19 protein-coding genes and 1 tRNA gene are annotated in these 26,914 nt (G+C 30.6%); 3 read left to right on the top strand and 17 right to left on the bottom strand.

What is annotated here, in order from left to right; all coding sequences use genetic code 11:
• Positions 1–769: 769 nt before the first annotated feature.
• From pbpC to LXD69_RS03255, 3 genes are all read right to left on the bottom strand, one after another.
• Complete coding sequence (gene pbpC / locus LXD69_RS03245; protein WP_246917543.1) at positions 770–3,139, bottom strand: penicillin-binding protein 1C; 2,370 nt, start codon at positions 3,137–3,139, stop codon at positions 770–772.
• Positions 3,140–3,188: 49 nt separating this feature from the next.
• Entirely contained in the window at positions 3,189–8,696 is a 5,508-nt protein-coding gene (locus LXD69_RS03250) for an alpha-2-macroglobulin family protein (protein WP_246917546.1), read from the bottom strand.
• Positions 8,697–8,793: 97 nt separating this feature from the next.
• A complete protein-coding gene (locus tag LXD69_RS03255) occupies positions 8,794–9,234 on the bottom strand; it encodes a nucleoside deaminase (protein WP_045969224.1) in 441 nt (146 codons plus the stop codon).
• Between the two features lie 211 nt (positions 9,235–9,445).
• On the opposite strand from LXD69_RS03255, the gene LXD69_RS03260 reads away from it, so the two are divergent.
• Both LXD69_RS03260 and LXD69_RS03265 read left to right on the top strand, forming a co-directional pair.
• Positions 9,446–11,224, top strand: a complete 1,779-nt coding sequence (locus tag LXD69_RS03260) for a 1-deoxy-D-xylulose-5-phosphate synthase (RefSeq protein ID WP_246917548.1) — start codon at positions 9,446–9,448, stop codon at positions 11,222–11,224.
• Positions 11,221–12,165 (top strand): DUF3078 domain-containing protein, encoded by a 945-nt coding sequence (locus LXD69_RS03265; RefSeq protein ID WP_246917551.1) that lies wholly within the window; start codon positions 11,221–11,223, stop codon positions 12,163–12,165. Before LXD69_RS03260 ends, LXD69_RS03265 begins: the two co-directional genes overlap by 4 nt.
• Positions 12,166–12,229: 64 nt before the next feature.
• Here LXD69_RS03265 and LXD69_RS03270 read toward each other — a convergent pair.
• The 8 genes from LXD69_RS03270 to LXD69_RS03305 form a co-directional block, all read right to left on the bottom strand.
• Positions 12,230–12,304 (bottom strand) — tRNA-Val (locus LXD69_RS03270).
• A 79-nt stretch (positions 12,305–12,383) separates the two neighbouring features.
• A complete protein-coding gene (locus LXD69_RS03275) occupies positions 12,384–13,598 on the bottom strand; it encodes a bifunctional folylpolyglutamate synthase/dihydrofolate synthase (protein WP_246917552.1) in 1,215 nt (404 codons plus the stop codon).
• Positions 13,599–13,615: 17 nt separating this feature from the next.
• A complete protein-coding gene (locus tag LXD69_RS03280) occupies positions 13,616–14,413 on the bottom strand; it encodes an energy transducer TonB (protein WP_045969228.1) in 798 nt (265 codons plus the stop codon).
• Positions 14,414–14,419: 6 nt separating this feature from the next.
• Positions 14,420–14,815, bottom strand: coding sequence for an ExbD/TolR family protein (locus LXD69_RS03285; RefSeq protein WP_246917555.1), 396 nt, complete (start codon positions 14,813–14,815; stop codon positions 14,420–14,422).
• On the bottom strand, positions 14,815–15,519 hold the full coding sequence (locus LXD69_RS03290; RefSeq protein ID WP_045969232.1) for a MotA/TolQ/ExbB proton channel family protein: 705 nt from the start codon (positions 15,517–15,519) through the stop codon (positions 14,815–14,817). The genes LXD69_RS03285 and LXD69_RS03290 overlap by 1 nt, the downstream gene beginning before the upstream one ends.
• A 52-nt stretch (positions 15,520–15,571) precedes the next feature.
• A complete protein-coding gene (nhaD, locus tag LXD69_RS03295) occupies positions 15,572–16,930 on the bottom strand; it encodes a sodium:proton antiporter NhaD (protein ID WP_045969235.1) in 1,359 nt (452 codons plus the stop codon).
• 7 nt (positions 16,931–16,937) lie between these two features.
• Positions 16,938–18,167 carry a Glu/Leu/Phe/Val dehydrogenase dimerization domain-containing protein gene (locus tag LXD69_RS03300; protein ID WP_045969237.1) on the bottom strand — a complete coding sequence of 410 codons (1,230 nt, stop codon included), beginning with the start codon at positions 18,165–18,167 and terminating at the stop codon, positions 16,938–16,940.
• 124 nt (positions 18,168–18,291) lie between these two features.
• On the bottom strand, positions 18,292–19,359 hold the full coding sequence (locus LXD69_RS03305) for an anhydro-N-acetylmuramic acid kinase (protein WP_246917557.1): 1,068 nt from the start codon (positions 19,357–19,359) through the stop codon (positions 18,292–18,294).
• Positions 19,360–19,452: 93 nt separating this feature from the next.
• Between LXD69_RS03305 and LXD69_RS03310 the strand changes: the two genes are divergently transcribed.
• Positions 19,453–20,592, top strand: a complete 1,140-nt coding sequence (locus LXD69_RS03310) for an acyl-CoA dehydrogenase (RefSeq protein ID WP_246917559.1) — start codon at positions 19,453–19,455, stop codon at positions 20,590–20,592.
• A gap of 65 nt (positions 20,593–20,657) precedes the next feature.
• Here LXD69_RS03310 and LXD69_RS03315 read toward each other — a convergent pair whose 3' ends face one another.
• The 6 genes from LXD69_RS03315 to LXD69_RS03340 form a co-directional block, all read right to left on the bottom strand.
• Positions 20,658–22,796 carry a TonB-dependent receptor gene (locus LXD69_RS03315; protein WP_246917562.1) on the bottom strand — a complete coding sequence of 713 codons (2,139 nt, stop codon included), beginning with the start codon at positions 22,794–22,796 and terminating at the stop codon, positions 20,658–20,660.
• Positions 22,797–22,993: 197 nt separating this feature from the next.
• On the bottom strand, positions 22,994–23,395 hold the full coding sequence (arfB, locus tag LXD69_RS03320) for an alternative ribosome rescue aminoacyl-tRNA hydrolase ArfB (protein WP_045969243.1): 402 nt from the start codon (positions 23,393–23,395) through the stop codon (positions 22,994–22,996).
• Positions 23,388–24,923, bottom strand: coding sequence for a DUF4301 family protein (locus LXD69_RS03325; protein WP_246917565.1), 1,536 nt, complete (start codon positions 24,921–24,923; stop codon positions 23,388–23,390). Before LXD69_RS03325 ends, arfB begins: the two co-directional genes overlap by 8 nt.
• Positions 24,893–25,507 carry a nicotinamide riboside transporter PnuC gene (pnuC, locus tag LXD69_RS03330; RefSeq protein ID WP_246917567.1) on the bottom strand — a complete coding sequence of 205 codons (615 nt, stop codon included), beginning with the start codon at positions 25,505–25,507 and terminating at the stop codon, positions 24,893–24,895. Before pnuC ends, LXD69_RS03325 begins: the two co-directional genes overlap by 31 nt.
• Positions 25,507–26,220, bottom strand: coding sequence for a geranylgeranylglyceryl/heptaprenylglyceryl phosphate synthase (locus tag LXD69_RS03335; protein ID WP_246917570.1), 714 nt, complete (start codon positions 26,218–26,220; stop codon positions 25,507–25,509). Before LXD69_RS03335 ends, pnuC begins: the two co-directional genes overlap by 1 nt.
• On the bottom strand, positions 26,220–26,849 hold the full coding sequence (locus tag LXD69_RS03340; protein ID WP_045969251.1) for a 4'-phosphopantetheinyl transferase family protein: 630 nt from the start codon (positions 26,847–26,849) through the stop codon (positions 26,220–26,222). The genes LXD69_RS03335 and LXD69_RS03340 overlap by 1 nt, the downstream gene beginning before the upstream one ends.
• Positions 26,850–26,914: the final 65 nt, after the last annotated feature.

The following is a 26,914-nucleotide window of genomic DNA, read 5'->3' on the forward strand; positions in this document are numbered from 1 at the left end:
CCTGAAGCCTACCAGGCTTCCTCCTCTTAATATCAAATCTCGTGACGCTTACACGTATCTTGAATATCACTTTTTTGATAAACAAGGAAACCAAATTAAATAACAAAAACCACCTCTCATAAAAGATGGGCGGTTTTTTTATAAAAATACCTGAAGCCTACCAGGCTTCCTCCTCTTAATATCAAATCTCGTGACGCTTACACGTATCTTGAATATCACTTTTTTGATAAACAAGGAAACCAAATTAAATAACAAAAACCGCCTCTCATAAAAGATGGGCGGTTTTTTTTTATAAAAATACCTGAAGCCTACCAGGCTTCCTCCTCTTAATATCAAATCTCGTGACGCTTACACCTATCTTGAATATCACTTTTTTGATAAACAAGGAAACCAAATTAAATAACAAAAACCGCCTCTCATAAAAGATGGGCGGTTTTTTTTTATAAAAATACCTGAAGCCTACCAGGCTTCCTCCTCTTAATATCAAATCTCGTGACGCTTACACCTATCTTGAATATCACTTTTTTGATAAACAAGGAAACCAAATTAAATAACAAAAACCGCCTCTCATAAAAGATGGGCGGTTTTTTTTTATAAAAATACCTGAAGCCTATCAGGCTTCCTCCTCTTAATATCAAATCTCGTGACGCTTACACCTATCTTGAATATCACTTTTTTGATAACATCTTCATTGGTTCGAGTGATTTTTAATAGAAAACCGCATTAAGAACAAAAAAGTCATTAAAAAGCGCTCGAACTTACGTTTTTACTAATTACTTTCTATTTTAACTTTTCTTTTAATTTCTATCCCTAATTCATCTACAACGGTTATTATATGAGTTCCCGTTGACGCTACTAATTGCATTTCATGGAATGTTTTAGTGCTGCCTAAATACTTTTCATCTAAATACCAAAAAAGTTCCATTTCAGAGTTGGAATGTGCGACTTTTAAAATAACAGGTTGTAACTCTCCTTCAAAATCTTTAGTTAGCATAATTTTAATATTAGCACTTGGATATATAAAATCCATCTTCTTATCTTGATTGTTATCTACACAACCCTCTTTATATGGTGGTAACATTTTATAATTGACATGCTTACTTTTATAATACCACTCTATAACTGGAGGCAATACAAACCATGATTTTGTTACAATATTGTCCATTACTTCACAATTATTATTTACTCTAAATTGTTCGCTTTTATCTACATGGATTAGCTTATGGTAAGGGCAGCTTTCTGTTTTTTTAGCTGTTTTAGGAATCCATTGTAAACTGGCATCACAATTCTCCTGAGCCATATATCCTGACTGATTACAAATTAATTTTTCTTCCAAATCATTGTATGGTGCTTGAAACCAATTTGTTTTTGGAAACAATCTAAAAACATCAAATAAAATAGGAGCAGCACTCTCTACCCCTGTTAATAAAGGCCTTCCTTCTCCTGTTGCGTTTCCTACCCAAACACCTACAACATAATCTTTTGTAATTCCAACTGCCCAAGCATCTCTTCCTCCAAAACTTGTTCCTGTTTTCCAAGCTATCTCTAGTGATGAATCATAAAACCGCCATGCTTCATCGCCATGTGGCCTATTCACTTCTTTCATAGCATTAAATGTTTGCCAAATAGCTCCTGCACTAAACACATTTTTCTCTCTCTTGGGCTTACCAAAATCTGTTTTAAACGCACTATTATAATTCAAAGTTGCTAATTCATTACTTCTAAATTCATCTTGTGTTTGAGTGTAGTTTGTTAATGTTCCAGACATATATGCATAAGCTTTACATAAATCCCAAAGGTTGGCTTCCGCTCCACCAAGAATTAATGACAATCCATAATTTGAAGGATGCCTATTAACATCTCTTAATTTTAATTTTTGAAGTTGTTCATAAAATCTAGTTACTGAATATTCTTGTAACATTAAAACAGATGGAATATTTAACGAACGAGCTAATGCTCTACTAGCAGGAACAGCTCCGTCATAAGCCAAATCGTAATTTTGAGGAGAATATCCCGAAATTTGAGTTGGTACATCTGGAATTAAAGTATTGGGCAATATTTCACCATCATCAAGCATTGCAGTATATAAAAAAGGTTTTAAAATACTTCCTGTGCTTCGTGGTGCCTCAATAATATCAACGTCTTTTTGATGTTCTATATCTGTTGGGCTATTTCCCACATAAGAAACTATATTTCTAGTTTTAACATCTACTACTAAAACTGCTATATTGTGAACTTGATTTTGTTTGTATAGATTATAATATTGACTTACAATATCATTTACTCTTTCTTGGATTCCAACTTTAATAGTTGTTTTTACTTTTTTTCCTTTATGTTCTTTTGCTACTTTCTGTAATAAATGTGGTGCAATTTGTGGAACTGAAAATGGTTTTTGAGGTAACGGCTCCAACAAAGCTAATTCATAAGTATCCTTATCAATCGTTTTATCTAGGTATAGTTTTTTTAATAATCTGTTCCTTTTTTCCAGTAATTTTTGTTGATTTTTTCCAGGATATATTAGACTTGGAGCGTTTGGCAAAACAGCTAAAGTTGCCGCTTCCGCCCATGATAATTGATACGGTTGCAAGCCAAAATAGCGCCAAGATGCCATTTCTAAACCTACCACATTACTTCCGAAAGGAGCATGAGCAGCATATAATTGTAATATTTTATCCTTTGAATGACGAAATTCTAATCGGGTAGACAAAATCACTTCTATCCCTTTCTCAAAATAGGATCTTTTTTTACCATCTCTATGTAAACGTATTACTTGCTGGGTAATAGTACTTCCGCCTCTAACTATTCTGTTTGCTTTTTTATTTTGCAAAAAAGCATGATACATTGAAATAGGATTAAAACCAAAATGTTTATAAAAATATTGATCTTCAAAAGCAACAATACATTGTTGGAACTTATAAGGCACACTATCATTTTCTGGAAATCTCCATTGTCCATCATCTGCTATTTTTGCCCCTATGAATTGCCCATCAGCACTTTCAATTACTGTAGTGTAATTTGATTTAAAAAGAGTTTGAGGCAATGAAAAATAATAAACTACTATAAGTATACAGCCTATAGTAGTTTTAATTTTATGCTTTTTTATTTTATCAATTACATTTAAAGAAAAAATATTTTTCATAACAATATGAAAACCAGATAGCTTTTAAAAAAACTATCTGATTTTTGTTTTATTCTTTTATTATTTTTATCCATTGCCCTTTATTTCTTACCACATAACTATCATCATACATGGCTTCGCATTGAATTCCTGGTAAATAGTAATCTCCTAAATAAGATGCATTTAATGCTATTGTAAATGTTCGAGATTCATTTGATTTTAAACTAAAATAGAAATTTGTTCTATCATCACGAATATCAATATAATCTGCTTTATTTTCTGCAACACTTCCAAAATCGGTATAGCGATAATTCATAATTTCAAACCCAGAAGGAATTATTTGCGTAAGTGCTACATTTTCAATTCTCTCACTAGAATTATTTCTAATTGTTACTTGAGCTATAATCTCCGTACCTTGATAAATAGCATTAAAATTAATTGCAGCTCCTGATTTTGCTTTATATGAAATAACAGCCAATAAATTTTTCTGCATTTCTTTTTCTTGTCCTATAGGCAATACTCCACTATTAAGTACTCTTACATAAATAGTATTACTATTGTTATTTTTAATTGATACTGAATATTTCCCTTGCTTAACAGACAAACTCTTATCTATAATTGATTTTTGAGTTACTAAATTATCTGATTTTCCATTAAAACTCACTACTGTATTAACTCCTTTACCTCCGTTTTTAACTGCAAATTTTGACATTGCATATAAAGAATATGCTGTAGTTTGCGTACTCATATATTGATTTGAGGAAAGGCTTTTAGCTAATCTATTTGCTAACTCGAATGCTTTTGTTTTATTATCTACTAATAAATACGTTTCCAATAGCATTGCTCTACTTCTATCTTCTGATCCGTAATAATAATAGTTTCGTTTTGTATTAAAATCAAATGATGATACTTCATTAATTAATTTTAATGCTGCATTTTTCTGTCCAACAATAGCATAAGTAGCAGCCAGACGTAATTTAGACTCATCTGAAATACCTACTGTTTCTCTTAATCTATTCATAGATGCTAAATCGGCAGAACCAGCAAGAGCTAAAGTATATAATCGATATGCTTGAGCAAAATCATTATAATAGCCTCCATTATATCTCCACTGTTTTGATTGTCTTTGTTGATATGAAATCCATTTTTGCTTAAATCCTACTGGTAGGACATATCCTTTTTTCTCTGCTTCTATCATAAAATGTCCTGCATAAGACGTTCCCCAATCATCTGAATAAGCACTTCCTTGCCAATATGGTAATCCTCCGTTTGAGATTTGGAATCTTCCTAATCTTTGAATTCCATCGTTTACATTTCTTTGAATATCTTGTTTTTTTGCATCGTCAATTGCAACTACATCTGTTAAATATAATTGTGGAAAAACACTTGACGTAGTTTGCTCAACACAACCATGAGGATATTGAATTAAAAACTTCAATCTTCTATTGAAATCGATTGTAGGGAAAGACGAAATTTCTAACTGAGCCTTATTTGTCCCTGTTATTCCAAATGTTTCCCAATTAACTGATTTTGTTGTATTAGGTTCTAAAACAATATCTACAAAATCTGTTGTCTCTGGATTTGGATTTACAATATCAATCTCTACTGGGAAAGATGCTTTTTCAAAACCAGAAGTAGCAATTACTTCTATTTTACCTATTCCAGTTACATCACCAACTTCTAAATTGAAATATAACATTTTCTCATCAGGTGAACTAAAACTAATTTGTTGTTTAGCTGATTCTAATATTCTAATTCCATTATTTGTTTTTACTTGCACTGTTACATTTTTAATGTTGTTTTCCATTGCAAAAACAGTAACTGGTAGTGTTATTTTTTCATTTGGAGAAATTTTCCTAGGAACAGATGCTAAAACCATTAAAGGATTTCTTACTGGTGTAGTTTTTTCGGCGCTACCATAGGCATTTGTTTTTGCATCTCCTGCTACAATCATTGTACGAACAGAACCTACATAGTTTGGCAAAGTAATAGTATGTGATTTTGTTTGTCCTTTCTCTAATTTATATGGCCCTAAATATATAACTACTGGCTTAAATCTATTGGCTTTTTTAGCATTACTTCCTCCTAAATCTTCATCTCCACCAATACTAAAAATCTGATTAATTTTTCCTCCATAAGCTCCTATTACGTCATCATAAACATCCCATGTTTTCACTCCTAAAGCTTGTTTAGAATAGAATTTATCCCATGCATTTGGAGTTTTAAAACGTGTTAAATCTAACAATCCTTCATCTACAATTGCAACGGTATAGGTCATTTCTTTTCCACTTTTTTCACTTACTTTTAGCGTTGCCTTTTGTTCTGGACGAAGCACTTGAGGCATTGAAACTTGAGGCTCTAAAACTGTATTTTTATCAATTACTTCTATAGGAATAATTCCATACATACGTATTGGTGTATCATTCAAAGTAGAACCATGTGGTTTTAGCAATGTTATGTTCACATAAACATTTGGAGCCATTTCTGGTGTAACTGGAATTTCTACTTTTGTTTCTCCTTTAGAGGTATTTGCCCAAAATGTTTTAACCACTTTTGATCCATTTTCTAATGATAATAAGGCTCTTCCTCCAGCACTAGAAGGGAACGATATTATTGCTTTTTCTCCTACAGCATATTTTTCTTTATCCGAAGCAAAAACCAACATATTTGCAGTTGACCCATCGCCTGATTTCGTTTTTCCTGACCAATAAGGCCAATCAATAATAGAAGTTATACTTGTAGCATGTCCGTCATTTGGATCTACCACACGTATTAAATAACGCCCCCAATCATCCTCAGGAACAGAAAATTGAAAACTTCCTTTTCCACTACTATTTGTGGTGATATTGAAATTTTTATAAGCAGTTGTTGCGTTATCTGAATTATATCTTGCTAAGTCGTCCCCATCAGAGTTCCACCACCATCTCCATTCTACTTTATACACTCTTACTTCTAAATTTCGAACTGCTTTTGGTCTACCATTTTCAGAAAGTGTAACTACATCAAAGCGATTTACTTTTCCTGTTTCAAGCATTCCATATTTGTTTGGTTCAGGGCTTTTTAATCCAACATAGGTTTTATAAGGTGAAAAACTTGCCGTAACAACATCTGTACTAAAGTCTCCTCCATTTTCGAATGCTTTAGTTTGCATTACTATTTTTAATTTCCCTGGTGCTTGATTAGTTATTTCTGGTTTAAGTGTTACATCTGTTTTTCCACTTTCATCTACTTTCCCAGAAAAAACATTTACTTCTTCTGTATAAAATTTTCTTACATCATCATCAAAATCATAATTTGAATATCCTTTAAATGTTGTCTGTTGTTCCATGAATTTGGCTTGCATTTCTACTTTCAAATTTTTAGCAACAGCACCATGTAACCAATTGACTTCTATTTCCCCTTTATTCAAGTTGTTTCCTGAAATTTGAGCATCTGCAAAACTGTTTTTAATTTTTAAACGGTTTGGTTTAATTGTTTCAATTTTTATAGACTTAAAGAAACTAGCTCCTCCAACTGAGACTTTTGCTTCCCAATTTCCTGTAATATCTGAATCTTTTGTTACTATTTTAAATTTATAATGATTGTTTTCATTGTATTTCTGAACGGATTGATACATTAATTTTCCTCTTGGATCAGATAGCTTAAATTTGATAGGGTGCGATTTTTCCAATTTACTTTCATTATCATTCAACATGAAAGCAATATGCAATGTATCACCTGGCCTCCAAACACCTCTTTCTCCATAAATATATCCTTTCAATCCTTTTTGTAGCGTTTCACCACTAACTTCAAAATTACTAACCGATAATGATTGCCCTTCATCTAATCGAACATACGTTGTGTTTTTGTCTTTAGTTACAATAGCGAAATAGGCATATTTTTTAACATCAATTGTAGCAATTCCTTCTGCGTCTGTTGAGACTGAAGCTAATTTTTGTTGTTGAAAATCATACAATTCTATTGTTGCTCCAGAAACTGGATTAGTTGAAATGATATCATTAACAGCAAATAAGTAAGATCCATTTTCTCCTCTTTTTGCAATTACACCTAAATCGGTTGCAATTACATTTGTTGAAATGGTATTGCGGTAATAATATGATTTTGTACAAGGATCTTCTCTTTCATACCAATCGTAATCGTCATAATAATAGTCGTCATAATAATAATCATTATTACTACGAACTTCATCTTTATCAAAGTTATCTTCGTCTTCTTCTATAATTTCTTCTTCTTGAGAAGCAGAACATTTATATAATGAATATTTTTTCTTGAAATTAATTTCTACACGATAAATAGCACCTGGTTCTGGTTCAATAATTTTGGATAAGTCTAACGCATAAGCACCCCATTTACTATAATTAATTAGACTATTCTTTTTTAATACTATTTTCTGTTTTGCAATAGGTGATGCTACTTTTCTTAAATTTTGACTTCCATTTATTTGATTATCTTGAAGAAACTGTAGTATATTATTCTTGTGTATTTTATATATTTTTACATCAACCGCGCTTAAATTTACAGCTTCAAAGTTTATTTTTAAATTATTTGAACTTGGTAAAATTGTTCCACTTTTTATAAATTTAATTGCTGGTTTTATCTGTTCAAATGAAACTTTTTGAGAGAAATTTTGTTTCATTTTAAAACCATCTTCACTTTGAATTCCTTGAAATACTTCAACTAACAATTCTCCTTTCAAAGGTTCAGAAAAGATTATTTTAAGTAAATTTCCTGCTGTTGAAAATTTTAAATTTGATGCTGATTCTACATCTATAAGTCCATCAAAGTTTTGTCCTTTTTTTAACGGATCTGAAAAATTTAATAATAAAACCTGATTATTATCTTCTTGAACTTCTGCGCTTATTATTTTAAAGTTATTTTTACCCGGAATTTCATATTCTAATGTTCCCGCTTGATCAATTCCTACATCTTTACCATTCCATTTAATGGTAATTTTGCTATCTTCTTCAAAACGTTGAATACTATCTATAACTATTTTAAATTCTTTTTCTGTACTTAGTTCTTTATCTATTTTAACTTTTAATTGTTTTCCGTTTTGTTCTACTTTAACTAACTTGTTTGCAGTTTCTAAATCTAAGTTATCGCTTGTTGCAATTATTCCATTCAAATACAAATATTCTTTGCTATATGATTGTAAATCTAATGTTGAAACAATAAAATCCTGCTTAATTGTTTTAATTGAAAAATTAAAATCTTTTAGTTCTTTTGGAACATCTTTAATTTCAGAAAGATGCAATGAAATTTGATATTCTTTATTAGATTCCAATGGCTTATTTGGAACAAATGCAAGTGTATTTGTAGAAAGTGCAATTACTTTTCCTTCTACACTTGGGGTAATTGTAAAAAAATCGTCATCTAATTCTTTTTTTGGTGTCCAATCTGCATTATCAAATGCTAATACGACTCTAACATCACTTTTTGCTGAAACTAATCCTGAACTAAAATTCAAAATATGTTCTTTAAAAAGAGAATAATCAGAATTAAATTTTTTGTTTTCTTTAGAACAAGAAACAATCATAACTAAGATTAAAAACAACCTTAAAAAACGAGAACTTTTCATAAAATACGAATTTAAAAAGATAAAAATAAAATGCAGATTTCTATTACAAAATATTCTTTAAAGGTACTATATTTTTTAATACAGGAGATAGGATTTTTTATCGTTTTGTTCTAAAAAAAGCTTTCATTAATATAGCGCATTCTTTTTCAAGAACTCCCGAGACTACTTTTGTTTTAGGATGCAATTGAGTTCCCATTTTCAAGAATCCTCTATTTTCATCTGACGCACCAAAAACAATTTTAGAAATTTGACTCCAATATAAAGCTCCTGCACACATTTGACAAGGCTCTAATGTTACGTATAACGTGCAGTCTTTCAAATATTTCCCTCCTAAATAATTAGCCGCACTTGTAATAGCTTGCATCTCTGCATGCGCTGTAACATCGTGCAATAATTCTGTTAAATTATGACTTCTAGCAATTACTTTATTATCTATTACAATAACTGCTCCAACGGGAATTTCTCCTTTTTCAAAAGCAATTTCAGCCTCAATTAAGGCTTTTTTCATAAAATATTCGTCAGTAAAAATATTTTCCATTTTTCAAAATTACGAAATCTAGATACAATTCTTATTGTATTAAACAAAAAGGCTTTCAGTAGAAACAAAAAATTCTGAAACTCAAAAAATCTATTATAAAAACCGAAGCGAATACATCATAAGAAATTGAAAAGCAAAAGTTAAATATTTTATCCAATATGAATAAAACTAGACTAATACAAAACAAAAGTTTAAATTTGCTTTTTTTATAATGGAAAGCAACATACTAAATACAATTAATTCCCCAAAAGATTTAAGAACACTTTCTGAAAATCAATTACCACAGCTTGCACAAGAATTGAGGGATTTTATTATTGATATTATATCTCAAAAAGGAGGTCATTTAGGCGCCAGTTTAGGTGTAGTAGAACTTACTATAGCTTTACATTATGTTTTCAATACACCAGAAGATCAATTAGTTTGGGATGTAGGACATCAAGCGTATGGTCATAAAATCTTAACAAAAAGAAAAAATATTTTCCATACTAATAGGGAATTAAATGGTATATCTGGTTTTCCAAAAAGAAGTGAGAGTATTTATGACACTTTTGGAGTAGGACATTCTTCTACTTCAATTTCAGCAGCATTAGGAATGGCTTTAGCTTCTCAATTAAAAAAAGAAACTGAAAAACACCATATCGCTATAATTGGAGATGCTTCGATAGCAAGTGGAATGGCTTTCGAAGGGTTAAATCATGCTGGTGTTACAGACGCTAATTTATTAGTTATTTTAAATGATAATGCTATAGGAATTGATCCAAGTATAGGTGCTCTAAAAAATTACCTTACCGCTGTAAAGGAAGGCAAAAACCCAAAAGGAAACAATATCATTAAGTCTTTAAATTTTGACTATTCCGGTCCAATAGACGGTCATGATTTACCAAAACTAATTTCAGAATTAAATAGATTAAAAAAAGTAAAAGGACCTAAGTTCCTTCATATTATTACCACAAAAGGAAAAGGACTACAATTGGCTGAAGAATACCAAGTAAAATATCATGCTCCAGGGAAATTTGAGGCTAAGACAGGGAAAATACACCCAAAAAATGAAGACGGACTACCTCCTAAATTTCAAGATGTTTTTGGACACACACTTGTTGAGTTAGCAAAACGAAATGAAAAAATAATAGGCATAACTCCTGCGATGCCAACTGGAAGCTCCATGAAGTTTATGATGGAAGAATTTCCAGAAAGAGCTTTTGATGTAGGAATTGCCGAACAGCATGCTGTTACTTTAGCAGCAGGAATGACAACACAAGGAATGATTGTTTTTTGCAATATTTACTCTACCTTTCTACAACGTGCTTATGATCAGATAATTCATGATGTAGCTTTACAGAAACTCCCTGTTATTTTTTGCTTAGATAGAGCAGGACTAGTTGGTGAAGACGGAGCTACTCATCATGGTGTTTTTGATATTTCTTATTTAAATTGTATTCCTAATTTAATCATTTTTGCCCCTATTAATGAAATTGAGTTACGAAATATCATGTATACTGCCCAACTTGGTTTAGATTATCCGATTGCCATTCGTTATCCTAGAGGACGAGGAGAAATAACAACTTGGCAAGAACCATTTCAAAAAATTAAAATAGGAGATGCCAAATGTCTTAAAAAAGGAAGTGAAATAGCATTCCTTTCTACTGGTACAATAGGTACGAATGTAGAAAAGGCAATAATTAAATGTAATAATCCAGATTTAATTTCTCATTATCATTTTCCATTTATCAAGCCAATAGATCAAAAAACCTTGGCTGAAATTAGCACTAAATATAAAACCATCATAACAATTGAAGATGGCTCTATAATAGGCGGTTTTGGTTCTTTAGTAAATCAATATATTACGGAAAACAATATTCCCATTAAAGTCTTAAATTTAGGAATTCCTGACCAATTTATAGAACACGGAAGCATTGAAGAATTACAACATATCTGCAAAATAAACGTTACAACTATTATTAACCAACTAAATTTTTTAATTCAATCATGAGAAAAGCCTACCTACTAGGATTTCTATTATTTACCTTACAACAAAATTTTGCCCAAATAATTAGAACAGAACTCCCTGATACAATATCATATTGGAAAAAATCAAATAAAATTGGATTAGACATCTCTCAAATCACTTTCGTAAACTGGAATGCTGGAGGAAACAACTCAGTATCAGGCTTATTTAAAGGGAACTTCATAAGAGAATATTCTAAAAAAAATCTAAATTGGAAGAATGAACTAATTTTCCGTTATGGAATAAACAAACAAGAAGGAAGAGAAGTAAGAAAAACAGATGATCAAATTCAAATAAATTCAACCATAGGCTTCAGAAAGGATACTGTTTCTAATTGGTTTTACAGTGGAAAGTTTAATTTCAACACACAATTTGCAAATGGTTATTCTTATCCGAATACAGAATTTGCAATCTCTAAACCGTTTGCTCCAGCATATTTTTTTATTGGTATTGGTAGTGAATACTCTAGAAAAGATCTTAATTTAAACGTTTATTTATCACCTTTAACTCAGAAAACCACCCTTGTTTTAGACAGGAGATTAGCTAATCAAGGAGCTTTTGGAGTAGATGCTGCAATTTATGACGAAGTAACAGGAGAGTTGCTTCAAAATGGAAGGAAATCGCGAACAGAAATTGGAATTTTAATTACGAATCAATGGGAAAAAGAAATATTCAAGAATATAAATTTAGAACATCGTGCTAGTTTATACTCTGATTATTTGAATAATTTTGGAAATATTGATATTGATTGGCAATTACAATTGAACATGACCATAAATGAATATGTTAGAGCAAATATTGGCACTCATTTAGTTTATGATGATGATGTAAAAGCAAAAGAAGAAAAAGAAGGAGAACAAATAATTGTAGGACCAAAAGTTCAATTAAAACAATTATTAGGTGTTGGCTTAGTATACACGTTCTAATAATCCTTCACTTATAAAACCAAAAAAGCCTATAAATAAATATTTATAGGCTTTTTTTATTAAGTGGGCGATGAGGGGTTCGAACCCCCGACCCCCTCGGTGTAAACGAGGTGCTCTGAACCAGCTGAGCTAATCGCCCCAATAAATTGCTTTACTTCCGTATTGCGAGTGCAAATATAGTGTAGAATTTAGAATTTGCAAACATTTTTTGAAAAAAATTACACAATTTCTGCTACAACAAAAGTACTTCCTCCTATATAGATAAAATCAGTTTTTGAAGACAAACTCAGCGCTACTTCATAAGCCTCTGAAACAGAATTATATGTGTCTCCAAATAAAGAATATTCACCAGCTTTTTTTTGTAAAGAGGCAGAAGAAAGTCCTCTAGAAATATTTGGCTTACAAAAATAATATTTCGCTTTTTTAGGAAATAAAGGCAGAATACTGTCTAAATCTTTATCATTAACCACCCCCAACACAATATGTAATTGATTTATTTCTTCTTTTTTTATCTGATCTAATACTATTTTTAACCCATGCGAATTATGAGCTGTATCACATACTACTTTTGGGTGCAAATTAAGAATTTGCCATCGTCCTAATAACCCTGTATTAGAAACAACCTTTAAAAAACCTTTTGATATGGCTTTTTCACTTATAGAAAAATAATTTTTAAGAATTTCTAATACTGCTAAAACTGTTTTTTTATTTTGCTTTTGATAATCTCCTAACAATTCACAAGGAAGGTCTTCAAAATATAAATCTTGCGCAAAAGTAATTGGCGCATTGTTTTTATCTGCTAATTCTTGAAATACTTTTTTAGTTTCAAGAACATATTCTCCAATAACAATAGGCGTTCCTAATTTTATTATTCCTGCTTTCTCTATTGCAATTTTCTCTAAAGTATCTCCTAAAAACTGTGTATGATCTAACCCTATATTCGTAATAACAGACACTAGTGGATTAACAATATTAGTAGCATCCAAGCGTCCTCCCATACCAACCTCAACGATTGCTACATCTACTCCTTCTTTTGAAAAGTAGTCAAAAGCCATTCCAACAGTCATTTCAAAAAAGCTAAGCTTATTGGCTTCAAAAAAAGGTTTATTATTGGCAACAAAATTAATCACAAACTCTTCTGTAATCATTTCGCCATTTATTTTTATACGCTCCCTAAAATCCTTTAGATGTGGAGAAGTATATAACCCTACTTTATAACCTGCTTCTTGTAATACCGATGCCAATAGAGAAGAAGTTGAGCCTTTCCCATTAGTACCAGCAATATGGATTGTTTTAAATTTTTTATGTGGATTTTTTAAATAATCATCAAGCAAAATAACATTAGACAAGTTATCTTTATAAGCAGAAGCTCCTTGATTTTGAAACATAGGGAGTTGACTAAAAAGCCACTCTGTTGTTTCTTTGTAATTCATAAAATAGCTTTTAAAATTTATTCTCCCAATTTGAAGTTAACAACAACAAAACCTATTTGAGTTTCAGGAGCGTTTGGATCTGCTTGCCATTTAAAAGTTTTTGCTGTTTCAATTGCAGGATTAACTAAACAAGGGTTTGTATTGGTAGTTCCTTGTGAACGCTCTGCTTTAATAACATTTCCGTTTCTATTCACCCAAATTTTAACAACAACGGTACCTGATTCATTACAATCTTGCACTTTTTTATTGTTCCCAGCTAATTTTCTACCAGCTAATCCCCAGCCAGTTCCGTTTCCTGAACCATTTCCTGAACCGCTTCCATAGAAACTATTAGCATAGATACTTCCATTTGGATCACCCTTATCTCCTGCCAAACCATCATCTCCATGACCACCTTGTGATGTTCCTTCTGACGGTTTTCCATTTAATATACTATTTAAAGCACTATTTGTTTGCTGCGAAGGCTTAGGTGATGGTTTTGTAACTGGTTTAGTTTCTGTAGGTGTTTTTGGTTTCTGAGTAGTCTTCTTTGGCTGAACCACAACAGGAGAATCATTATCATCTGTCAAGACATCCTCTTTCTGGCTTGTTTCAGGTTGAGATTGTGTGTTTTGTGGAGCAGATTGTATTGGTTCTGTAGGTTGTATTTCACCTTGACCAACATCACTTGTTCCAAAATTTATTGCGATTCCATTTTCAGGTGGAGGATCTAAGGAAGTTAGTCCAAAGAAAATACAAAATAATAAAATTGCAAGAAGTATTACACTTGATATTACAAATGATTTTTTTTCTTCTTCTGTTTCTAAAAATTTCATATTTATCTATTTTGGACTAACTGCCACGACCATCTTAATTCCATTTCTATATGCAATATCCATTACATATACTACTTTTTCATGAGGAACAGATTTTTCAGCTCTTAAGACTATTGCTTTATTTTCAGCATTCGCTACCAATGCTAACAACTGGGTTTCCAATTGGGTTTCATCAATTTTATCTTTATCAATATAAAATGACAAATCCTTATCTATACTCACAGAAATACTTTTATTACTATCGGTTTTCCCTTTTCCTTTTGGTAGTACTAAGTCTAAAGCATTAGTTGTAACCATTGTAGAAGTAAGCATAAAAAATATCAATAATAGAAATACAATATCTGTCATTGAAGACATATTGAATTCTGTAGATACTTTATTTTTATTTTTACCTAACTTCATTATACTGGTTCATTTAATAGATCTAAAAACTCAACTGCATTTGCTTCCATTTGATTAACCACTTTATTTGTTTTCACAACTAAGTGATTATATCCCATATATGCTACAATACCCACAATAAGACCTATAACTGTAGTTGTCATTGCTGTATAAATTCCTTCTGCTAAAGAACCTACTTCAATTTGTCCGCCACCACTTGCCATCTTGTGAAAAGCAAGAATCATACCAAGCACTGTTCCTAAGAAACCAATCATTGGTCCAGCACCAGATATAGTAGCCAACATACTTGTATTTTTTTCCAATTTATACAACTCTAAATTACCTGCATTTTCAATAGCTGTATTGATATCTTCAAGTGGTTTTCCAATACGAGAAATTCCTTTTTCAATTAGCCTTGCAACAGGTGAATTTGTTTGAGCACACAACATCTTAGCTGAATCTATTTTTCCTGATAAGATATTCATCTTAATATTATTCATAAAACTTGAATCAATCTTACTTGCTTTATTTATTGCCATCAATCTTTCAAAATATAGAAAAAGAGCTAAAAAAAGTAAAATAAATAAGACTAAGATAATGGCTTGACCACCTATTCCTCCACTTGTTAATAATTCCCATATTGAAAGTGTCTTTTCTACGGGCTGATCTTCTGCCATAACTTGACTGGCAACTGCTAAACTATCTACTTGAAGAAATATACTCATATTCTAATTTTATATAATAACGTCTATTAATTAAAAAAATTGTCTTGTTAACTTATGATGCATTCAAAAGAAAGTCTCTCAAAATAATAAACCCAACAGAACCTGCTAAAAACCCAACAAGTGCCAACCAACCTATTTTTTTAAGATACCAAAAGAAATCTATTTTTTCCATTCCCATTGCAACAACTCCAGCAGCAGAACCAATTATTAATATACTTCCTCCTGTTCCTGCTGAATATGCGATAAAATGCCAAGCTGGTTCGTCCATTCCAATTTGAAACATTCCTATACTTGCCGCAACTAAAGGCACATTATCTATAATTGCAGAACCTGCTCCTAATAGCAAGACTACTAAATCTGAAATTTTTGTTGAATGATGTTCTGTACCAAGATATGGCACACTATTTTCTAATATTCCTGCAAAATCAAATAACATTCCTAATGATTCTAAAGCAGCAACAGCCATTAAAATACCTAAGAAAAATAAAATACTTGGCATTTCAATTTTAGACAATGATTTATGAACGGGACTATGATGTACTGAACCTTCACCAGCAGTTGCTCCTCCCACACTAAACTTCCTATTACTTAATACTTCTGCTACAGCAGCTACAACAGCTAATGATAACATCATTCCAACATAAGGAGGTAAATGTGTAGCTGTTTTAAAAATTGGAACAAATAAAATGGAACCTAAGCCTAAATAAAACATTAAAGAGCTATAAGGAGGGCTAACTTCGTCAACCTCAACTTCTGCTTCAATATTTCCTTTAAAAATTTTCATTCTTGATGCTATTACAGTTGGAACTACATAACATATTATAGAAGGAATCAATACGTGCTGAATAAGTTGTCCCGCAGAAACTTTATTTGCTATCCAAAGCATTGTAGTTGTAACATCTCCAATAGGAGACCAAGCTCCTCCTGCATTTGCAGCGATTACAATTAACCCCGCAAACCATAAACGAACTTCTTTATCTTTTATAATTTTCTGCAAAATTGTAATTAATACAATTGTAGCTGTAAGATTATCTATAATAGCTGACAATACAAATGCTAATGTAGTAAACAACCACAGTAATCTTATTTTACTTCTTGTTTTAACAAACGACTTTATCGTTGAAAAACCATCAAAATAGTCAACAATTTCAACAATTGTCATTGCTCCCATAAGGAAGAAAAGTATTTCGGCTGTTTTTCCTAAATGATGTAAAAGAACACCTTCTACATGATGACTTTCTTTTCCTATTCCTGGTAAAATCTCAAAAACCTCCAAATGATTGACTGCAATTAATGCCCACAGAATAGCCATCATTCCTAGAGCAGGAATCAATTTATCAACTTTCAAAGAATGTTCCATCGCTATGGCTAAGTAACCAAGAACGAATATTACGATTAATAAAATTTCCATCTAATAATTATTTAATAAGTTGTTTTAAAGCAATTTCAAAAGCTCTTGCACTTATATTGTATTTTTCTGAACTTAAATCGTATGTTTTCTGAATAGCTGCTTTAATAATATTTGAAGTGTCAGAAAAAATAGACTCATCTGTCATTTGAACTTTTTTCTCCATGAAATATGCAAATACTCTAGCCATTCCACAATTTGAAATAAAATCGGGTATTAAACTAACTTTAGTATCTGTTTCTTCCATTATTGACCCAAAGAAAATTTCTTTATCTGCAAAAGGAACATTTGCTCCACAAGAAATCACTTCTAATCCAGAGGCAATCATCTGGTCAATTTGACTTTTTTGCACTAGTCTTGATGCAGCACATGGTGCAAATATTTGAGCATCGATTGACCATATTTTTTCGTTAATTTCATCAAATGGAATCATATTCTCTGAAACCAACTTGTTCCCATCTTTATTTAAGAATAAATTTGTAATTTCTTCAAATGAAAACCCATTCTCATTAATTAAACCTCCATCTCTATCAATTATTCCGACAATTTTAGCTCCCATTTCTGCTAAATAAAAAGCCGCAGCCGAACCTACATTTCCGAATCCTTGAACAATAGCTTTCTTTCCTTTCACATCACCTCCATAAATTGCATAAAAATGACGAACTGCTTCAGCAACACCATAACCAGTGATCATATCTGCTACTGTATATTTTCTATTTACATCTGGTGAGAAGTTAGGATTTTCAATTACTTTAATTACTCCTTGTCGTAATTGTCCTATTCTATTTATTTTATCTGCTTCTGTTGGTTTAAAGTGACCATTAAAAACACCTTCTTGAGGATGCCATACACCACAGTCCTCAGTCATAGGAATAACTTCATGAATCTCATCTACATTCAAGTCTCCTCCTGTTCCATAGTAGTTTTTTAATAATGGAGAAACAGCTTTGTACCATCTTTCTAGTACTCCTTTTTTACGTGGATCATTTGGGTCAAAATTTATTCCTGATTTTGCACCTCCAATTGCTGGTCCAGAAACTGAAAATTTAACTTCCATAGTTTTTGCTAAAGAAAGCACTTCATTCATATCTAATCCCTTACGCATTCTAGTACCACCACCAGCAGCACCACCTCTTAAGGAATTAATAACTGTCCATCCTTCTGCTTCTGTTTCAGGATCTTTCCAATTAAATACTATTTCAGGTTCTTTATTTTCAAATTTCTTTAATAAATCTTTCATTCTTGTTGGTTATTTTTCAATTCCACAAATATACATAATCTTCTGAATTAAGTGTATTTCAAAGTTTTAAATTAAGGCTTAACAAATTGTTAAATCACATAATTAATTGATTCTTAAATAAATACTATTTCCATGTAAAAACATTTCCAGCGCTATGATTTTGCCTTGCACCTGTTACTGATGCTAATGTATTATTTTCATTGCGTAATTTTAGCACACCTAATAAAGCAAAAACCAATGCTTCTTTAGATTCAACTATAATATTATTCGGAATTACCAAATTAATATTCGGCAAATAAGATTTAATTCGTTCAATTAAAAAATCGTTATAAGCACCTCCTCCTGTAATTAAAACAGAAGTATTCTTCTTAACGATTACTTTACTTATTTGGAAAGCGATATGCTCTACAAATGTTCGCAATATATCATTTACAGGAATCGAATATTTATTTAAAACTGGAAATATTTTTGAATTAACAAACTCCATCCCTAAAGACTTAGGATAAGATTGCTCATAAAAAATTAAGGAATTTAACTCTATTAACAATTCATTATTTAAAAGTCCTTTTTTAGCTAAATTCCCCTTATCATCATAATTTAACCCAAGTTGATTTGCATAAAAATTCAAAACTGTATTAACAGGAGAAATATCAAAAGCAATCCTTTCTCCATCTTCTTCAAAAGAAATATTTGAAAAGCCACCTAAATTTAAACAATAATCATATTCAGAAAACAACAATCGATCTCCAATAGGTACTAGTGGAGCACCTTGTCCTCCCAATTGAACATCTTGAACTCGAAAATCGCAGACTACATTTTGTTTTATTAATTCAGCTATTTTACTTAGGTTTCCTATTTGAAGTGTAAAACCATTTTCTGGTTGATGTAAAACGGTATGCCCATGAGAGCATACTATATCAATATTCTGAATTTCATTTTTTGTAATAAATTCAGAAATTATCTTAGCTAATTCTTCTGTGTATTTTTGATTTAAATCTAAAAGTTCATTGTTTGATAAATGAATTGAATTTGACAACATACTAATCCAATATTCAGTATAAGGAACTGTTTCAAATATATGAATCTTAAAGTTCCACTTACTTGAAAAAGACAATGTAACGTAAACCAAATCAACCCCGTCAAGAGATGTGCCTGACATAACCCCAATAACACTATAGGAATCCTTTTGCATGGGCTAAAATTACAAATTGTTATTGAAAAATTGCTAATAAATAATTACATTTGGGAACTTTTAATAAATTACTTAAAACTTTATTTACACGATATGGATTTTAAATTAACTGAAGAGCAATTAATGATTCAACAAGCAGCTAGAGATTTTGCTTTAACAGAATTACATCCTGGAGTTATTGAAAGAGATGAACATTCAATTTTTCCTACGGAACAAGTTAAAAAAATGGCTGAACTTGGATTTTTAGGAATGATGGTTGATCCGAAATATGGTGGTTCAGGATTAGACAGTGTGTCTTATGTATTAGCTATGGAAGAAATTGCTAAAATTGATGCTTCTGCTGCCGTAATTATGTCGGTTAACAACTCTTTAGTTTGTGCTGGATTAGAAAAATACTGCAATGAAGAGCAAAAACAAAAATATTTAGCTCCTTTAGCAAAAGGAGAGGTTATAGGTGCTTTTTGTTTATCTGAGCCAGAAGCAGGTTCTGATGCTACTTCACAAAAAACAACTGCAATTGACAAAGGAGACTACTATTTGTTAAACGGAACAAAAAACTGGATAACTAATGGTGGAACAGCTTCTACTTACATTGTAATTGCACAAACAGATATTGAGAAAGGACATAAAGGTATTAATGCTTTTATTGTAGAAAAAGGATGGGAAGGTTTTGATATAGGACCAAAAGAGAATAAAATGGGAATTAGAGGTTCTGATACTCATTCTTTATTATTTACAGACGTTAAAGTACCTAAAGAAAATAGAATTGGAGCAGATGGTTTTGGTTTTAATTTCGCAATGGGCGTTTTAAATGGAGGAAGAATCGGTATTGCTTCTCAAGCATTAGGTATTGCTTCTGGAGCTTATGAATTAGCTTTAAAGTATGCACAAGAACGTAAAGCTTTTGGAAAAGAAATTTTCAAGCATCAAGCTATTGCTTTTAAATTAGCAGATATGGCAACTCAAATTACAGCTGCAAGAATGTTATGTTTTAAAGCTGCTTTTGAAAAAGACGCTGGTCAAGACATATCGCATTCAGGTGCAATGGCAAAACTTTTTGCTTCTGAAACAGCTATGAACGCAACCATTGAAGCTGTACAAATTCATGGAGGAAATGGTTATGTACGTGAATACCATGTAGAACGTATGATGCGTGATGCAAAAATCACACAAATTTATGAAGGAACATCAGAAATTCAACGTATTGTAATTTCAAGAGGATTAATTCAATAACTATATTCTTATATAAACTAAAAAACCGACTTTTAAAGTCGGTTTTTTTATGGCTATTTGTTTTTTTAAAACTTCAAAGTCATTCCAAACATTATATTTGCACCTGCTTGTGGATAATAATAAACATAACCACCTCCATAATCAACAGCATTAGAAGCATATTTTTTATTAAAAATATTATTCGAATTAAGTGTAAAAATAATTTCTTCAGCAATTTTATGTATTGGTAAAGAATATATTAAATTTAAATCATTAACAAAATAATCTGTTAATATCCCTGATTTATCATCTGTGTTATTTAAATATTGTTCTCCTACAAATTTTGACAGCAAACCTATTTCAAAATTTTTAAACCCACTGAATATTATTTGATTTCCAATTATAATTTCTGGCGAATATGCAATATTTGTATTCCCAATATTCTCCAAATCTCCAGAAGCATCTGAATAAAAATCAATATTTTTATTCTTACTCAATGTAAAATTAGGCGCTATTGTCCATTTTTTAGACAATAATATTGTAGCTTCTACTTCAACACCTAAACGATAACTATCACCACTATTACTACGAATAGGCGCTCCAACATCATCTAGTTCACCTGTTAAAACCAATTGATCTTTATATGCCATATAGTATGCATTCACATTTAATCTTGATTTTGAAGATCCGAATTTCCATCCTAATTCAAAATCATCTAACTGTTCTGGCTTAGGACTTCCATTCTCATAATCTGTTCTATTTGGCTCTCTATTTGCTCTTGCATACGACAAAAATAAAGTACTATTATTAGATAATTTATATGTTAGTCCTGCTTTTGGATTGAAAAAATTAAATGTATCATTTATCAAATCTGCTTGAACTCCATTTGCTTCATAGTTTACTGTTCTATACTGTAAGTCTCCGAAAACAGCAAATCCGTTTGAAAATTCATAACTCACTTTTGCAAAAACATTTCCGTCTGTTTTATTTCCATAATCATCGTAATATCTATCTCCAAGTTCACTTGTAGAAGCATATCTTGCCCAAATTACTTTTCCAAAATGATCGCCTTCATATTTATTCCAAGCTCCTCCTAATATAAAGTCAAAATTATCTTTATTATAATTTGCAGAAAATGTAGTTCCATAGAAATTATTATCTAACCATTTTTGACGAATTAAATCTGTTGAAACTTGCCCAGCAGTTGGAATAAGCCCATAATCTGAAAAAGCTTCATCTTCTTTATAATTTTCGTAATATCCTTTTCCTTTTGTATAATGAAAAGCTAAGTTTGTATTCCAATTCTCACTCCATTTCTCGTTCCAATGTAACTGATAATGATCTTGCTGATAATTATCAGTTTCATTATCATAATAACGAGTATTCCCAAACTCATCAGTATAGATTCCTGCTGAATTAAATGTAGGGTTTTCATTAAAAGTCTCTCTATCAACTCCGTTCCATGATTGATACGTTCTTTCAGTTCCTCCAAACGCTAAGGCCTTAATCAAAGTAGTCCCTTCAAAATAAGCTCCTTGTAAAAAATAGGATTTTAAATCTGAAGTAGCTCTATCAACATAACCATCTGAATGAATATTTGACAATCTTCCAGAAAGTTCAAAACCATTTTTCATTTTTCCAGTACTAAATTTTACTGTATGCTTTCTTGTATTAAAACTTCCAAATGAATTTGAAATTTCACCATTTGATTCTTCCGCAGCTAAATCTGTAAGCATATTTAAACTTGCTCCAAACGCTCCAGAACCATTTGTAGATGTTCCAACTCCTCTTTGTAATTGAATACTTTGTAAAGAAGAAGCGAAATCAGGCATATTTACCCAATATGTTCCATGAGATTCTGAATCATTATATGGAATTCCATTAATTGTAATATTTACTCTTGTCGCATCACTCCCTCTTACTCTAATTCCTGTATAGCCAACACCATTTCCAGCATCAGTTGTAGTAACAACAGAAGGCAAATAGTTTAATAACATAGGAATGTCTTGACCTAAATTGCGTTTTGCAATTTCAGTTTTTGACATATTAGTAAAACTTACAGGTTGCTTTGAATTTGCTCTTACGGCAGACACTAAAACCTCGTCTAGTTGTGTTACTTTAATACTGTCAAGTTGTTTTTCCTGTGAAAAGATACATAGTGAAGAAAAAGTAATCAAAAAGCTCAATGTCTTTTTTGATTTTTTAATTTTGAATAAAGTTTTCATTCGCAAATTATATACGAATAAAAGGGGTAATTATTCTTTGTTAAATTTAATAGTATTTAGTTTTTTAATTCCCTAAACAGCATTATCTGTTCTAGGTTCCACGGGTATAATCTCAGCCTTAAAATTTTAAAATATTTAAAGCACCCCTTTGAGACGATGCAAAGATAGTAAAGTAATCAGATTATATCTGTAAAAAGTTAAATTTCTGGCTTTCTTCTAGACTGCTTTATTAAACCTATATTTTTCTTTTCTTTAATTCTTTTTTCTTTTACTGATTTTGGAATTCTAGTTTCTTTTCTAATTTTAGGTTTCTTTAATCCGTTAGTTAATATCGTTAGAAATCGTTTAATTACAATTTCTTTGTTTTTTAATTGACTTCTATCTTCATCACAATTTAACATCAAAATAAAATCTTGTGTTAATCTAGTTGCTATTCTTTCTTTTAAATACTCTTTTTCCTCTTCAGTTAAACCCAATGAACTATTTAAATCGAAAGTAAGCACTACTTTAGAAGAAACTTTATTTACATTTTGACCACCAGCACCACTACTTCTTACTGCTTTTAATTTTAACTCAGATATAACAATTTCTTTATTCATTTTTTGATTGATGTGCTGACTTTAATAAATCATTCACTGTTTTTACTGGATTAAATGTAGTTAACGGAACTTCAACGAAAATAGTAATCCAAAATGCCATTGCTCCATTCCACAAACCAGGTAACTCAAATCCTTTTATCGGATTACCATTTTTATTTTTTTCAACAATAAAACCTGTATTTTTATCTACATACTCGTTTAAATCAAATTTTTCTCCATTATATTTTTTAATTCCACAAACTAAATCTACAGGATTAAAATGTGTTGAATTTCTAAAAATATTCATTTGATTTGTGTCATTTAAGTCTATTTGCGAGCTTTCTACAATTTGAAGCGAAACTCTTCCATCTTCATGATTAATCCAAAAAGGACCACCTCCTGGCTCTCCTTCATTTTTCACCATTCCACATACACGAATAGGTCTATTCAGTATCTCAAAAAGTTTTTCTAATTGCTCTTTTTGGGTAAAATTAAAAAACTCTTTTGGTAGATTCCAATTTAATTTTTGAGTAATAAAATCTGAAATCTCTTTAATTCTTTCAATAGTTATTGTTTCTTTTTCAATTTCTTTAAGATAATCAAATACTTGATTTTGAATAGTAATTAAGACTCCTCCTAGTATTTTTTTATTCTCTAAAACATCATCAATGTGATTATAGGAAACATTATCAATATTTTTTATAAAGATAATATCCGAATTCAGAGCATTAAGATTTTCAATTAAAGCCCCATGTCCTCCTGGTCTAAAAAACAAATTACCTTGTTCATCTCTATAAGGAGAATTATCTAAGTTTACAGCTAGTGTATCAGTATAAGGTTGTTGATATGAAAATGAAATATCAAAATCATCATACTTTGACGTTATTTTTTCAAAATCCACTAAATGTTCTTCTGAAATTGTAAAATGTACTTTAGGCTTTCTATCTCCTCTTTTATAAAAAATAGTTTCCTTTAAATGTTCTTCTATTGGCGTTACTTTTTCTCCTTCTTTCTCGTGAAAAGGTAAAACTCCTTTAGGTTTATTTCCATAATTGAAACAGTCTTTTGAAAGTAGTGTTTTAATTAAACAATAACTTTTTTTATCACTATTATAACTTTCATATTCTGGATAAAGAGAAAGCGTATGCTTTTTTAATTCTACATAAAAAGGGAAATTTTTTATTCCAATTAAAAAAATAGGTAGATCATTGCTTTTCTTTCTATTAATATAAGCATTAATAGTTTCATTTTCAATATCAAATTCGAACAAAAATTCAGTTAAAAACTTAAACATCCTTGTAGCCGCACCAGAAGCAGGAATAAACTTTTCAATATTAAAATACTGCTTTTTCTTATCAAATACTGCTACATAAAAAGCTTTTTCTTCTTTATCTAAAACCCAAATACCATCATCTTTTGTTGCTGACTTTAGTAATTTAATTTTAGGAATTCCAGTTCTAAAAAAACGCAGCTGTTGCTCTATGCTTTCTACTGTTATTTCTTTGAGTTTTATTTGTTTTAAATCGTTTTCGCTAAACTTTTTTTCCATTCTTTAAAGGCGTAAATTGCAATAATTGTAAATATAAAATATTGAAGACTTGTAAAAGTATAACCTTTATAAAAATACAATGGAATAGAAATAATATCTCCAATAATCCAAAGTATCCAATTTTCAATTTTTCTTTTAGCCATAAGCCACATTCCTACAAAAAATATCCCTGTTGTAAATGTATCTACATAAGCTGTCCAGTCTGTAAATTTATTGAAAAATTTGTATATAAAAACAACAAATAGAACTGTAATAAAAAATATAACCACAGCTTTAATAATATCTCTTTTATCCATAATAGATATAGGATACTCTATTATATCATCTTTTTTTTGTGACCAAAGCACCCAACCATAAATACTCATAGTAGCATAATATCCATTAATTAACATGTCTCCAATTAAACTCCATTTATACAATAAATATACAAAAATAATGGTACTAACAATTCCCGTTGGATAAACTAAAATATTATTCTTTTTAGCAAACAAAACACTTGCCAATCCAAAAAGAATAGCAATAATTTCTAAAACAATTTGATGTGTCGGATAGCCTTTATATTGTGAAAATAAAAAATCAATCATTAATTAAAAAAGGTGTTATCATTTTCAAATGCAGTTCCAATAACAACCATATCGGCACCTGCTTCAAATACTTTCTCTATAGCTTCCTGAGTACTAATACCTCCTCCAACGATTAATGGAATCTGAATTTCATCAACCACTTTCTTAATCATTTCTAAAGGAATCGCATTTTTTGCCCCACTTCCTGCTTCTAAATAAACCAGTTTATTTCCCATAAATTCTCCTGCTTTTGCTGTTTGACAAACATAATCTATATTATTTCTATCTAGTGGCTTTGTTAGACTAACCCTTTCAACAGCAGTGATAGTTCCGCTCTCAATTAACAGATAAGCTGTTGGAATAATTTCTAAATCTGTTTTCTTTAAAAAAGGAACTGCATTTATTTGATGCTCAATCAGGTAATCTGGATTCCTCCCCGACAATAAACTCAAAAATAAAATTCCATCTGCTTCATTTGATATTTGCTTGTGATCTCCTGGAAAAAGCAGAATAGGAAGAGTGCAATACTTTTTTATTTCAACAATTAATTCATCTAAATAATTTCCATTAAAAGTACTTCCTCCCAAAAATATATGAGTCACTGGAGCATTTTTAATTTTTGAACATAGTAAAGCAACATCAGATACTAAAATTTTTTCAGGATCCAAAAGAATTACTAGAAGTTTCCTTTTGTTTTTTTTAGCAAATACTATTTCTTGATATATTGACGTCATTACTTTTTTTCGAATGCGCAAACTAAAGCATAATTCTCTATAAATTCAAATGTAAAACAATATTCTTCAATAGTATTATTAAATTTTAATTGAGCAATTCCTCCAAAATCATTCAAACTAAATTGATTTTCAAAAATATGATTTGGAAAACTAATCCCTTTTTCATTTTTAATTTTGAATATCGATTCCTTTACACCCCAAACAACGGTTGCTTTTTTTATTTTCTCTTCTTTATTTAAATTTTTCAAATGCATAACATCCATAAACCTCGGTGCAATTGTTACAATTTTATTCTTTAAGATTTCTAAATCAATTCCCATCTTACAATCACCAACCTGTATTACTGAGAAATCATGCGAATGACTAATTGAGATTTGTTTACCATCAACTAAATGTGGTTTACCAAACTCATCATAGTATAAATCAAAATCAGTATAACCTGCTTCTAAGAGTAACATTCTTACAGCTAAAAACCCTCTTTGGTGACTTTCCGATTTCATATTTAACAATCGGATCAATGAAGTTTCTTTTAAGGAAATAATTTTAAATAAATCATCAAACTCTTCTTCAATTTTCCACACGAAAAGAATTGTGTTTTTATCTCTATTTATTTTTTTATATAGTGGCATCTAAAATATTCAATTGAAATTCAAAGCTTTATGCTATTAAACATTTCACAAAATAAGTGATAAAA

This window comes from Flavobacterium sediminilitoris, assembly GCF_023008245.1.
GTDB lineage: Bacteria > Bacteroidota > Bacteroidia > Flavobacteriales > Flavobacteriaceae > Flavobacterium > Flavobacterium sediminilitoris.